Source organism: Ottowia sp., from assembly GCF_035325765.1.
In the GTDB taxonomy this organism is placed as follows: Bacteria; Pseudomonadota; Gammaproteobacteria; order Burkholderiales; family Burkholderiaceae_C; genus Ottowia.
In genome coordinates, this window is record NZ_DAOKZG010000001.1 from 38,704 (window position 1) to 52,010 (window position 13,307).

Annotated in this window: 8 protein-coding genes; 1 reads left to right on the top strand and 7 read right to left on the bottom strand. The window is 72.8% G+C overall.

The window, feature by feature from the left end:
• Positions 1 to 2 precede the first annotated feature (2 nt).
• Complete coding sequence (locus PKA16_RS00205; protein WP_324399443.1) at positions 3 to 1,634, bottom strand: iron ABC transporter permease; 1,632 nt, start codon at positions 1,632 to 1,634, stop codon at positions 3 to 5.
• A gap of 109 nt (positions 1,635 to 1,743) precedes the next feature.
• Between PKA16_RS00205 and PKA16_RS00210 the strand changes: the two genes are divergently transcribed.
• Positions 1,744 to 2,832: an ABC transporter ATP-binding protein gene (locus PKA16_RS00210; RefSeq protein WP_324399190.1), complete on the top strand. Its 1,089-nt coding sequence runs from the start codon at positions 1,744 to 1,746 to the stop codon at positions 2,830 to 2,832.
• Positions 2,833 to 2,936: 104 nt separating this feature from the next.
• Here PKA16_RS00210 and PKA16_RS00215 read toward each other — a convergent pair whose 3' ends face one another.
• From PKA16_RS00215 to PKA16_RS00240, 6 genes are all read right to left on the bottom strand, one after another.
• Positions 2,937 to 4,259: a dihydroorotase gene (locus PKA16_RS00215; RefSeq protein ID WP_324399192.1), complete on the bottom strand. Its 1,323-nt coding sequence runs from the start codon at positions 4,257 to 4,259 to the stop codon at positions 2,937 to 2,939.
• 150 nt (positions 4,260 to 4,409) lie between these two features.
• Complete coding sequence (locus PKA16_RS00220; protein ID WP_324399194.1) at positions 4,410 to 5,372, bottom strand: aspartate carbamoyltransferase catalytic subunit; 963 nt, start codon at positions 5,370 to 5,372, stop codon at positions 4,410 to 4,412.
• A 2-nt stretch (positions 5,373 to 5,374) separates the two neighbouring features.
• Complete coding sequence (gene pyrR / locus PKA16_RS00225; protein WP_324399196.1) at positions 5,375 to 5,875, bottom strand: bifunctional pyr operon transcriptional regulator/uracil phosphoribosyltransferase PyrR; 501 nt, start codon at positions 5,873 to 5,875, stop codon at positions 5,375 to 5,377.
• Positions 5,872 to 6,276 (bottom strand): Holliday junction resolvase RuvX, encoded by a 405-nt coding sequence (gene ruvX, locus PKA16_RS00230; protein WP_324399198.1) that lies wholly within the window; start codon positions 6,274 to 6,276, stop codon positions 5,872 to 5,874. The genes pyrR and ruvX overlap by 4 nt, the downstream gene beginning before the upstream one ends.
• Before the next feature lie 17 nt (positions 6,277 to 6,293).
• The gene (locus PKA16_RS00235; protein WP_324399201.1) at positions 6,294 to 6,893 is read right to left on the bottom strand and encodes a YqgE/AlgH family protein; all 600 of its coding nucleotides are present in this window, start codon (positions 6,891 to 6,893) and stop codon (positions 6,294 to 6,296) included.
• Between the two features lie 103 nt (positions 6,894 to 6,996).
• Positions 6,997 to 13,257 (bottom strand): Hpt domain-containing protein, encoded by a 6,261-nt coding sequence (locus tag PKA16_RS00240; protein WP_324399203.1) that lies wholly within the window; start codon positions 13,255 to 13,257, stop codon positions 6,997 to 6,999.
• Between the last annotated feature and the right edge of the window lie 50 nt (positions 13,258 to 13,307).

Genomic DNA, 13,307 nt, shown 5'->3' on the forward strand with positions numbered 1-13,307 from the left:
AACTATACGTGCTCGGCATCCTCGTGGCGATGGGCGCGCAGCGTGCGACTGAGCAGGATCACCGGCACCAGGCCCACCAGCACCAGCGCGAGCGAGGGCAGCGCGGCCTCGCCCAGGCGTTCGTCGCGCGCCAGTTGATCCGCCACCACCGCCAGCGTGTCGGTGTTGAACGGGCGCAGCACGACGGTGGCCGGCAGCTCCTTCATGACGTCGACGAATACCAGCAGGCCGGCGGCGAAACCGGCGCGCCGCAGCAGCGGCCAGTGCACGCGCGCGGCCAGCTCCAGCCCGCGCGCTCCGAGCAGGCTGGCCGACTCGTCCAGGCTGCGCGGCAGGCGCGCGTAGCCGGCCTGCATCGACTGCAGCGCGACCGAGACGAAGCGCACCAGGTAGGCCCACAGCAGGCCCAGCACGGTGGCCGTGACCCAGCCGCCGGCGCCCGACTCGGGCCAGCGCTGCTGCAGCCAGCCCACCGGCAGCAGCACCCCCACCACCACCACGGCACCCGGGATGGCGTAGCCGAGCGAGACCACCTGCACCGCCCCGCGGCGCAGCGCGGTCGGCCCGTGACGCAGGCTGAAGGCCAGGAACCAGGCGGCCAGCACCGCCAGGACCGCCGTCATGGCACCCAGGCGCACGCTGTTCCAGGCCCAGCCGAGGAAGCGGTCCCAGGGCAGCACCGACCAGTCGGCCGACAGCGGCCGCAGCATGAACAGCACCGGCAGCGCGAAGCCCATCAGCACCGGCAGCAGGCACAGCAGCCAGGCCAGCGCGCCGCGCCAGCCGCGCAACCGCACCGGCCGCGCCTCGGTCGAGCTGCTGTGCTGCGCGCCCGAGCTGGCAAAGCGCAGGCGCTGCTGGGCGCGCTGCTCCAGCCACAGCAGCAGCGCCGCCAGCGCCAGCAGCACGGTGGCCAGTTGCGCCGCCGCCGTGCGGTTGTCCATCGAGAGCCAGGCCTTGTAGATGCCGAGCGTGAAGGTCTGCAGGCCGAAGTAGGCCGACACCCCGTAGTCGGCCAGCACCTCCATCAGCGCCAGCGCCACGCCTGCCGCCACCGCCGGACGCGCCATCGGCAGCGCCACCTCGCGCAGGCGCCGCGGCAGGCTGGCACCGAGCAGGCGCGCTGCCTCCATCAGGTGCGGCGCGCGCTCGGCCAGCGCGGTGCGCGTCAGCAGGTAGACATAGGGATAGAGCGAGAACGAGAACACCCAGGCCGCGCCGCCCAGGCTGCGCACCTCGGGCAGCAGCCGGCCCTGCAGGCCGAAGCTGGCGCGCAGCCAGCTCTGCAGCGGCCCGGAGAACTGCAGGAAGTCGGTGTAGGCGTAGGCCGTGACGTAGGCCGGCATGGCCAGCGGCAGCAACAGCAGCCATTCGAAGCTGCGCCGGCCGCGAAAGTCGAACACCGTCACCAGCACCGCCGCCGGCACGCCCAGCGCGACCACGCCGATGCCGACCAGCAGCGCCAGTTCGACCGTCACGCCGAAATAGGTCGGCAGCACGGTGCCGGCCATCTCCTGCAGGATCTGCGCCGAGACGGCGTTCCACTGACCCCAGGAACTGACCAGCGCCAGCACCGGCAGCGCCAGCGCCAGCGCGACGGCGGCAAGGATCAGGGAAGGCAGCGAGCGCAAGATGGATGCGAGGCGGGCGAGACCGGCCGCGCGCGCGCAGAACCGGGGTCGGTGGAGTGGCTGGTGCACGCACCAGTGCAAATGAGAATTGTACGCATCTACAATCCCCGCCATGTTCCTACGCATCGACCAGGTGGACGTGTGCTACCCGGGCCAGTCGCGCCCGGCGGTGCGGGCAGCCTCGCTCATCCTGCAGGCCGGCGAGATCGGCGTGCTGATCGGCCCCTCGGGCTGCGGCAAGACCACGCTGCTGCGTGCCGTCGCCGGGCTCGAGCGCGTGTGCGGCGGCAGCATCGCGCTGGCCGGCGAGACCGTCAGCGGCGCACACCTGCACGTGCCGCCCGAGCAGCGCCGCATTGGCATGGTGTTCCAGGACTACGCCCTGTTCCCGCACCTCGACGTGGGGCGCAATGTCGGTTTCGGCCTGCGCCACCTGCCGCCGCCCGAGCGCGCCAAGCGCGTTGCCGAAGTGCTGGCCCTGGTCGACCTGCCGGGCAGCGAGCGCCGCTTCCCGCACGAGCTCTCGGGTGGCCAGCAGCAGCGCGTGGCGCTGGCGCGCGCGATGGCGCCGCGCCCGCGCCTGCTGCTGCTGGACGAGCCGTTTTCCAATCTGGACGCGGACCTGCGCGAGCGCCTGGCCCATGAGCTGCGCGCCATCCTGAAGGCGGCTGGCGCCACGGTGCTGTTCGTGACGCACGACCAGTTCGAGGCCTTTGCCATCGGCGACCGCATCGGCGTCATGGACGAGGGCCACCTGCACCAGTGGGACGACGCCTACACGCTCTACCACCGACCGGCCACGCGCTTCGTTGCCGACTTCATCGGCCACGGCGTGCTCGTGCCGGCGCACATCGTGCTGGACGCCGGCGGCCCCCATGTCGACACCCCGCTCGGGCGCCTGAAGGACACCGCGGAGTGCCCGCTGCCCAGCGCCTATCCGGGCGGGCGCTGCGACCTGCTGCTGCGCGCCGACGACATCGTGCACGACGACCAGTCGCCGGTGAAGGCGCAGATCATCCGCAAGGCGTTTCGCGGCTCGGAATTCCTGTACACGCTACGCCTGGCCAGCGGCGAGACGGTGATGGCCCACGTGCCGAGCCACCACAACCACCGCATCGGCGAGTGGATCGGCATCCAGCCCGACGTCGACCACGTGGTGGTGTTCGCGCCCGAATCACAGGCCCCGCGCGCGGCGGCCTGACGCCGGGCGCGCGTCGCGCGGCACACCCGCGCGCGGCCTCCTCGCGTCGGGCTTGGCACGCCGAGGATGGCGCTGCCGAGCGCACCCAGCCATCGGATTCAGGTTCAAGCCGGCACGGCGTCGGTGGCGTGCGCCAGATGGCCTCCGACCAGGGTCCAGCGCACGCGGCCCGGCATCTCGTGGCCCTCGAACGGCGTGTGCTTGCCCTGGCTGCGCAGCGCCGACGGCTCGACCTGCCAGAAATCCCGGGGGTCGTACACGCACAGGTCGGCCACGCCCCCCTCGACCAGCCGACCCGAACTGGCCTGCAGCGTGCCGAGCGCGGCCCCCAGCACGCGCGCTGGTCCCTGGGTCACGACTTCGAGCGCGCGCGCCAGGCCGGGCCCGCCGCGCTGCTCGCCCCATTTCAGCGCCAGTGGCAGCAGCAGCTCGAGCGCCGTCGCGCCCGGCTCGGCCTCGGCGAACGGCAGGTGCTTGGCGTCCGGCTCGACCGGCGTATGGTCCGACACCAGGGCATCAAGCGTGCCGTCGGCCAGCGCCGTCTGCAGGGCATCGCGGTCGCGCTGCTGCCGCAGTGGCGGATTCAGGCGCGCGCGGCTGTCGAAGTAGCCGATGTCGTGGTCGATCAGGTGCAGCGAATGGATGCTGACGTCGGCCGTGACGTTCAGCCCCTCGGCCTTGGCACGCCGCAGCAGCTCGACCCCGGCGGCACTCGACAGGCGACACAGATGCACGCGCGGCGCGGCGCCGCCGCCCAGGGCGCGCAGCAGTTCGAACACGGTGTGCAGGGCGATCGTCTCGGCCGCGGCCGGCACGCCCGCCAGCCCCATGCGCATGGCGAGCGGCCCGCTGGCGGCGACGCCGCCGCCGAGCCAGGGATCCAGCGGACGCAGCCAGATGGCGTAGCCGAAGGTCCCCGCGTACAGCAGCGCGCGCTGCAGCACCTGGATGTTGACGATGGGCGCATCGGCCTGGCCGAAGGCGATGCAGCCGGCCTCGGTCAGCAGCACCATCTCGGTCAGCACCTCGCCCTTGAGGCCGCGCGTGAGCGCGCCCTGAGGAAACACGCGCGCCTGGTGCAGCTTCTCGGCGCGCATGCGCAGCATCTCGACCAGGCCGGGCTCGTCCAGCACCGGGTCGGTGTCGGGCGGGCACACCAGGCTGGTGACGCCGCCGGCGACGGCGGCCGCCATCTCGCTCTCCAGCATGTGGGCGTGCTCGTGCCCGGGCTCGCGCAGGCGCGCCGCGAGGTCCACCAGGCCCGGCAGCACCCAGCAACCCGCGGCATCGATGCTGCGCGTCGGCGTGAAGCCCGGCGGCACGCGCCCGATGCTGAGGATGCGGCCGGCCGCGATCGCCACGTCGGCCCGTTCGTCGCGCCCGGATGCCGGGTCGATCACGCGGCCGTTCTGGATCAGGATCTTCATGTCTTGCCCATCAAAACAGCTTCCACCTTCCCGGATCGGGCGGCCGCGGCGCAGGCCATTCCAGTGCACCCGTGGTCAGGGTCTCCCTGGCCACTGGGTGCATCCCCCTCAGGGGGATGGCGCCGCAGGCGACTCAGGGGGAGCGTCATTTCATGCCTCGTTCCCCGCCACGATGCTCATCACCGCCATGCGCACGGCGACGCCGAAGGTCACCTGCGGCAGGATCACGCTCTGGCCGCCGTCGACCACGCGCGAATCGATCTCGACGCCCCGATTGATGGGTCCGGGGTGCATGACGATGGCGTCGGGCCGCGCCCAGCGCAGCTTCTCGGGCGTCAGGCCGAAGCTCTGGAAGAATTCCTGGCTGGAAGGCAGCAGGGCGCCGCTCATGCGCTCGTTCTGCAGGCGCAGGGTGATGATGACGTCGGCATCCCGGATGCCCTCCTCCAGCGTGTGGCAGACACGCACGCCCAGCGGCGCCAGGTCGCCCGGCACCAGGGTACGGGGGCCGACCACGCGCACCTCGGCCGCGCCCAGCGTGGTGAGGGCATGGATGTCCGAGCGCGCCACGCGCGAATGCAGGATGTCCCCGACGATCGCCACCACGAGGTTGGAGAAGTCCTGCTTGTAGTGGCGGATCGTGTACATGTCGAGCAGGCCCTGCGTCGGGTGCGCATGGCGCCCGTCGCCGGCGTTGATGACGTGCACGTGCGGCGCCACGTGGCGCGCCAGCAGGTAGGGCGCGCCGCTCTCGCCGTGGCGCACGACGAACAGGTCGGCCGCCATGGCGCTCAGGTTGGCCACGGTATCGAGCAGCGATTCGCCCTTGTTGGTCGACGAGCGCGCGATGTCCAGCGTGTAGACGTCGGCGGACAGCCGCGTGGCGGCGATGTCGAAGGTGGTGCGCGTGCGCGTGCTGCTCTCGAAGAACAGGTTGAACACGCTCTTGCCGCGCAGCAGCGGCACCTTCTTGACCTCGCGGTCGCTGACGCTGACGAACTGCGCCGCGGTGTCGAGGATGTGCGTCAGCAGCTCGCGCGACAGCCCTTCGGTGGACAGCAGGTGGATCAGCTCGCCGTGGCGATTGAGTTGGGGATTGCCCCGGCCCAGCATGCTCAGTCCCGCCTTTCGATGTGGAAGCGAAAGCGGCCATCGTCCCCGCGCGCCAGCTCGAGCGACTGGCTGGCCGGCAGCGTGACCCGCGCGGCGGCGAATTCGGCCGCCATCGGCAGCTCGCGCCCGCCGCGGTCGACCAGCACCGCCAGGCGCACGCGCGCCGGCCGGCCATAGTCGAACAGCTCGTTCAGAACGGCGCGGATGGTGCGACCGGTGTAGAGCACGTCGTCCAGCAGCAGGATGTCGGCGCCATGGACCTCGAACGGCAGCCGCGTCTGCGCCGCGGCGGCCAGGCCGCGGCGCGCGAAGTCGTCGCGGTGCATGGCCGAGGACAGGGCCCCGGCCGCGCCGGCGCGACCGAGGTCGCGCTGCAGGCGCTCGGCCAGCCACCAGCCGCCCGAGACCACGCCGGCCAACTGCGTTTCGGGCTCCAGCAGGCCGCGCACGCCGCGCAGCAGCTCGCCGTACAGGGCCTCGGCATCGAGTGCCAGCGTGCTCATGCGAGATTCCTCAGAAACTGCTCCAGGATGATGGCCGCGGCGGCCGCATCGGTGTCGCGCGCGCCCGCGGCCCGCGCCTCGGTGGTGCTGTAGCGCTCATCGACCTCGTACACCGGCAGGCCGTGACGCGCGCGCAGCTGGCGCGCGAAGCGGCGCGCGCGGCGCGTGTTCTCGTGCTCGGCGCCATCGGGATGCAGCGGGATGCCGACCACCAGGGCATCGGGCTGCCACTGGCGCACCTGGGCGTCGATCGGCGCCCAGCGCGCCGCGCCCTCGGCGCGGATCGTGCCCTGCGGCGTGGCGCTGCGCGTCAGGCGGTTGCCGCTCGCCACGCCGGTGCGCTTGAGGCCGAAGTCGAACGCCAGGAACTGGCTCTGTTCCGCCGGCACCGTGTCGTCCATCACCGGCCCGCGGCCTCTCACGCGTGGCCGGCATCGGGCGCCAGCATCCACGCCTCCAGCCCCAGCAGGCCGAGCGCGCGCGCGTAGCGCTGCTCGATCGGGGTATCGAACACCAGCGTCGCGTCGGCATCCACCGTGAGCCAGCTGTTGCCGGCGATCTCGGACTCGAGCTGGCCCTCGCCCCAGGCCGAATAGCCCAGGGTCACCATCACGCGGCGCGGTCCGCCGCCCGAGGACAGGGCTTCGAGCACGTCCTTGGACGTGGTCATCTCCAGGCCCCCGGGCACCGTGAGGGTGGAAGCGTAGACGGACTCGTCGGGCGCCAGTCCCTCGACCACGATCGGGTCGTGCAGCACGAAGCCGCGCTCGGTCTGCACCGGGCCGCCATGGAACACCGGTTGCGCGCCCAGGTCGCCGCGCGACAGCGGCAGGTCGACCTTCTCGAACAGGTCGGCCATGCTGATGCCGCCCGGCTTGTTGATGATGAGGCCGAGCGCCCCGTGCGTGCTGTGCTCGCACACGTAGACCACGCTGCGCGCGAAATTCTCGTCGACCATGCCCGGCATGGCGATCAGGAAGTGGTTCGTCAGGTTGATCGGCGCGGGATCGGCGGGCATGGCGCGATTTTACCGGCCGCGGCCAGGTCGCGCACCGACCGCGCCGGGGCCTGGGCAGTTCGGCGCGCGCGGCCCCGACGCCGGCGCCGCGGGGTGGGCGCCGTCAGAGTACCGGGCTGGGCGCCTGGGCGTGGGCATAGGCACGGATCAGCTCGAGCAGCTCCTGCTCCGAATACGGCTTGCCCAGGTAGTGGTCGGCGCCCAGCTGGCGTGCGTGCTCGCGGTGCTTCTCGGCGATGCGCGAGGTGATCATCACCACCGGCAGGTCCTGCAGGTCGGCGTCGGCGCGGATGTTGCGCAGGAAGTCGAAGCCGTCCATGCGCGGCATCTCGATGTCCGACAGCACCACCGCCGGGCGCTCCTGCTGCAGGCGTTCCAGCCCCTGCAGGCCGTCGGCGGCCAGCGCCACGCGATAGCCCTCGCGCTGCAGCAGGCGCTGGGTGACACGCCGCACGGTGATCGAGTCGTCGACCACCAGCACCAGCGGAATGTGCGAGGCGGCGGCCGGCGTCGGCACGCCCGGCAGCGCCGTCGCCGGCACGGCGGCCGGCTGGGTCCCGAAGGCGCGCGCGCGCTCGCCGTAGACCGAGGCCAGCGCCACCGGGTTGTAGATGAGTCGCACCGCGCCCGAAGCCAGCGCCGTGATGGCGACCAGGCCCGGCAGGTGCGAGAGCTGCGGTCCGAGCGCCTTGATGACCACTTCCTGGTTGCCCAGCACCTCGTCCACGTGCAGCGCCACGCGCTGCGCCGCCGAGCGCAGGATCAGGACCGGCGCCTTGCGCGCCGCCGCATCGCTGCTGCGGGCCGAATGCTGCAGCAGGGTGCCGGCCCAGAAGAACGGCACGGCCTCCCCGTCATAGCCGAACACGCCGCTCTCGTAGGCTGCGTCGAGGTCCTGCTCGGCGCCGCGCAGCAGGATCTCGACCAGGCTCGCGGGGACGCCGACCACCAGGTCGCCGACCCGGATCATGACCACCTGGGTGACGGCGGTGGTGAGCGGCAGCACGAGACGGAAGGCAGCGCCGCGACTCGCCTCGCTGCGCGTCTCGAGCCGGCCGCCCAGGGCCAGCACCTCCGAGCGCACGACGTCGGTGCCGACGCCACGGCCGGCGATCTCGGTGACTTCCCGCGCGGTGGAAAAGCCGGGCGCGAAGATCAGCTCGGCCAGCTCGCCGTCCGCGAGCGCCTGCCCCGGCTGGATCAGCCCGCGCTCGAGTGCGCGCGCGCGGATGCGCTCCAGGTCCAGGCCGGCGCCATCGTCGGCAAACTCGATCGCCACGTCGTTGCCCGACTGCTGCACGGTGATGGTGATGACGCCGGTCGCGTCCTTGCCGCGCGCGCTGCGCTCGGCTGGCGCCTCGATGCCGTGCACCACGCAGTTGCGCAGCAGGTGCTCGAAGGCCGGCGTCATGCGGTCCAGGATGCCGCGGTCGATTTCGATGCTGCCACCGAGGATGTCGAGGCGCACCTGCTTGTCCGCCACCTTGGCGGCCTGGCGCACGACGCGGTAGAGGCGCTCGGAAATGCCGTCGAATTCGACCATGCGCGTGCGCAGCAGGTCGTCCTGCAGCGCGCGCGACTGGCGCGCCTGGGCCGCCAGGTCATCCTCGCTGGAGTCGATCACGCGCTGCAGGTTGCGCTGCACGGTGGCCACGTCGTTGACCGATTCGGCCATCATGCGCGTGACTTCCTGCATGCGCGTGAAACGGTCGAGCTCGAGCGGATCGAAGCTGTGCTGCGCGTCGCGCGACTGGGCCAGCCGCGACTGCATCTGCGTCTCGGCCTGCAGTTCGACGTCGCGCACCTGGCGACGCAGGCGCTCGACGTTGCTGGCCAGCTCGGTCTGCAGGTTGCGCAACTGCTTCATGTCGGCTTCGAGGCGGGCGCGCGCGGTCATCACCTCGCCAGCCTGCGCCATCAGGCGGTCGAGCAGCTGGGCGCGCACGCGCACCGTCTGGCGCGCATGCACGCGCGCCGCGGCGAAGGAGAACGCGGTCGGCGCCGCCACTTCTCCCGCCACTGCTCCCGCCACCTCGCCCGCCGGTTCGCCCGCAAGCTCGGGCTCGGCTTGCGGCTGCGGCACCGCCGCCTCGGCCGCCTCGGCCGCCTCGTCCACGCGCGCCGGCGCCTCGGGCGCGGCCAGCGGCGTGGCCGCCGGCGCCGCGTGGGCGGCCGTGCGCAACTGCTGGAAATCGCCCAGCAGGTGGTCCAGGTACTCCTGCAGCGGTGCGATTTCGCCAGGCGCCAGATCCTCGGTACCCAGTGCCTCGACCGCCGACTCGGTGCGGTGCGCCATTTCACCCAGGCGCAAGGCGCCCGCCAGGCGCGCGCTGCCCTTGAGCGTGTGCAGCACGCGCAGCACCTGCGCGCGCGCTTCCAGGTCGCCCGGATGCGCCACCCACTGGCGCAGCGCGGCGCTCAGGCGTGGCAGCAGTTCGTCGGCCTCTTCCTCGAAGATCGGGAACAGATCGGGGTCGATGCCGTCGACCACGTCGATGCCTTCCTCCAGCTCGTGCGGCTGTTCGAGCGGCACCGCCACGCTGTGCAGCGGCTCCAGCGGGGCCAGGCTCGATGCCGCGGCATCGACCAGGAGCGGCGCCGCCGCCTCGGGCCGTTGCGGCCCGGCTTCGAGTGGCGCTGCCGCGACGCCGGGCACGGCGGGCTCCAGCGCATGCAGCGCGGCCAGCAGGCCGGCGGCCGGCGCCTTCAGCGCGCCCGCCGCGAACTGGTGCAACAGGCGGCGGATATCGTCGGCGGCGCGGCCCAGCACCGCGGCCTGCTCGGCCGTGCCCGCTGCCTGCCCCTGCAGGCGATCGAGCGCATGCTCGAGCGCGCGCGCCAGTTCCGACAATGCCGTGAAGCCCACCGTGGCGGAACTGCCGGCCAGCGAATGGGCGCAGGCAATCGCGCGCTCGGGCATCGGCGCTTCCGGATGCAACGCCCATTCGGACAGCTCCGACAACAGGCGCTCGGACCAGGTTTCGGCCTCGCCCAGGTAGACGTTGTAGAGCGGCTGGCTGATGCGCAGGTCGCCGACCTCCTGGATCGCCGCCTGGTCCCGGGCCGGGGCCGGTTCGGCGAGCGCTTCTTCGGCCGGCTCCGGCGCCAGCGCCGCGGATTCGTCCTCGACCGACTCCGGCGTGCGTGCCGCGGGGTCGGACTCGGCCGGCTCCGGCGGCAGCGCCGCGGGCTCTTCCTCGGCCGCCGCCTCCGGCACCAGCGCTGCAGGTTCGGACGCGCTTTCGAGGCGTTCCGGTGCCCGTGCCGCGGGATCGTCTTCGACCGGCTCCGGCGCCAGCGCTTGCGGCGCGTCCGCGCCGGGTGGCTGCTGGTCAAATGCCGCCAGGTCCAGTTCGAACGCGACCGGCTCGGCCTCGGGCGGCGTGTCCGCCAGCACGTCGATGCTGCGCGCCAGCCCGGCATCCAGTTCGAGCGGCGCGGGGGCGCTGTCGTCAACGCCGTCGGCGAGTGGCATGAGCTGCGACGCCGGCTGGAACGAGCTGTCCAGCACCAGCGGATCCGACAGCTCCAGGCCGGGCAGGTCGAACGCGGCCAGGGCCGTGTCAAGGCCCATGGCCGGCAGCGGTTCCCCGCCTTCCGGTTCGGCTTCGAGCAGGGCCTGGTCGTCGTCGAACCCGACCGCTTCGGCCTGCGCCGGCGCTGCGTCGGTGGCGGACTCCTGCTGCGCCTCGTCCTCTGCCAGGGCGGGCGCCGGCTCGGGCAGCCCGGCCTGTCCCAACTCCAGATCGGGGAGCTCGGGCAGCAACGCCGGCGCCGCCGCCTCGAATGCCACGGCCTCGGCGGTCGCCGCGTCGGCCGACAGGTCGCTCTCCACCGCAAGCGGCTCCGCCACCGCGCCGGCCTGGGGCGCCAGCGCCAGCACGCGCTGCTCGCCCTGCAGGCGCAGGGCGTCGGCCAGCTGCTCGAACGGCTCGGCACGCCAGGCCTCGGCCGCCTGGCCCGCAATCGCCTCGACCCATTGGCCAAACGCCGCCAGTGCGTCGCCGGCGACCGTGCGCAGCGGGGCATCGGCAGTCTTCTGCTCCGCCAGCCAGGCATTGAGGAGCTGCTCCAGCGCCCAGGCGGCGGCCCCGAATTCCGCCAGCCCGACCATGCGCGAACTGCCCTTGAGCGTGTGGAAGGCGCGGCGCAGGGTGGTCAGGCTTTCCAGGTCGGCAGGGGCATCGGCCAGGGTCGCGATCGCGGCGTTGCCCGTGGCCAGGACCTCGCGTGCCTCCTCCAGGAAGATCTCCAGCAGGTCATCGTCATCGTCCAGCGGCGCCTCTTCGGGCGCCGCTTCAGGCGTCGGCAACGGCATCGGGCGATCCGACGCGGCCGACTCCAGCTCGCGCAGCGCGCTGTCGAGGACGGTGCCGTCGTCCTGGCGCGCGGCTTCGGCCGCGCGGCTGGCGGCCTGGGCCAGCGCCGGCCGCTCGTCGAGCGCCGCGCGCGCCGCGATCTGCTCCAGCTGTTCGATCGGAACCGGGCCGGTATCCGACGCCGGCAGTTCCAGCGGCGCGGCACGGGACGGCACCTCGAGCGGCGCCGGGGCCGTGGCCGGCGCTTCGGCCAGCTCGGCGAAACCCCTGCGCGTGCGCTCGATCACGTAATGGAATTCACCGCTGTCGGCGTCGAAGAAGAACAGCTGACGCGCCAGCGTGGGCTGGTAGCCGAGCGTGTCGATCAGGAAACCCAGCGCGCCCAGGCTGTTGCCCAGGGTTTCGAATTGCGCCGCGGTTGCCGCCTCCTGCAGGTCGGCGCCCACGCCGCGCAGTTGCTCGACCTGCTCGCGCATGCGCCCCACCGCCAGGGCGGCCTGGTCCAGCCCCAGCACGTTGAGCACGCCCCGCATCTGCTGCATCAGGTCCGGCACCGCATCCAGCGGCGCGGTGTCGGCCGGCTGGCGGAAGAAGCGGTCCAGGTGCTGTTCTACCTCGCCCAGGGTGACGCGCAGCTCGCCCACCACCGTGCCCAGCGTCTGCTTGTCGCTGACGCTGCGGTAGAGCTCCTCCATCCACGGCTCCAGGCCGGGCGCGTGGCCGCCCTCGCGCACGGCATCGAGCCGCGCCGCGAGCTGGTCCATGCGCTGGGCGAAGATCACGTCGTCAGGGCGGAAATCCTCGAACGAAGCCTCCAGGAACAGCAGGGTGGTGGCCGTCTCGATGGCCAGCTCGGGCGCGGGCACCTGGCCGCCGCGGCCGACCAGGGCCGCCACTGCCGCCAGCGCCTGCGCCAGCGGCTTGCTGCGCTCGTGCAGGCGCTCGAGCGAATCGACCACCAGGCCGAACTGGTCGACACTGGCCTTCAGGCGGCCGATGTCCCCGCCCGCCAGCGCCGACCAGTTCTCCTTGATCGATTCGATGCGCCGGCGCGCCTGCGCCAGCACCGCCGGATCGTACAGGCCGAAGGTCGACACCTCGTAGGAGACGGGCGCCAGCGCGTCGAGTCCCCAGGCCGCCCGCACCGCCGCCAGCACCGGTGCCGCCGCGGCATCCACCGGTTGCGCCTGGCCGCAGAAGAACAGCAGGTCGTGCGCCAGGCGCTCGGAGACCTCGGCGTCGCCGCGCGCCAGCGTGGTGTATTGCAGCAGGATGCGCGAGGCCGCGCGCTTGACGTAGACGTCCAGTGGCAGCAGCGACTGCGCCAGCGCCTCGAAGAAGCCGGCCACCAGTTTCCAGAACATGGCGGGCCGCGTCGCCGCGCCGACGCCGGCGGCCAGCGACCGGCTCACGGTCGCCAGCTCGGCGGCGGCGTGCACGTCGCCGCGCTTCATGACCTTGAGCACGCCGTGGTCGAAGCGTTGGCGCACCACCGGGTCGCAGGCCAGCGGCTGCGCCGCTGCCGGCGTGTCCGCGTCCAGCCAGCGCCAGGGCACCGACCACAGGTCGGCTGGGTGGATGCGGTCGGCGCCGGCCATTTCCTGCACCTGGCGGTACGCCGGGAACAGGCCCAGGGTGGGACGCGGCCGCGTGCTGAGCTGGTCCTGCACGAATTCGACCAGGGCGAAGCCGCAGCGCTCGAGCGTCGCGGCAGCGGCCTCGGAGCACCGGTCGGGGTGGGCGACGAACTGCTGCGCCACCGCCTCCATGCCGCGCACCATGCGCGCCGCCATGTCCTGCTCGACCATCTCGAGCGCGCCGGCCACCTGGTGCAGCTGCTGGCGCGCCACGCGCAACTGGCTGGCATCGACCGAGGCCAGGTCCACCCCGCGCGCGCGCTCGGCCTCGTGCGCGAAGCGCTTCAGCGCCTTGGTCGCCGCCTGCACGGACTTGCGCGTCTCCTCCAGCACCCAGGCCAGGGGGCCCAGGTCGCTGGCCTGGGCCAGTGCTTCGGATGCCGGGAGGGTGGGGTGAAGGGTCGCCATGGGTCGATGCCTTGGGGGTTCGTGGGGCGGGCGCGGGCCGCCGGCGCGCA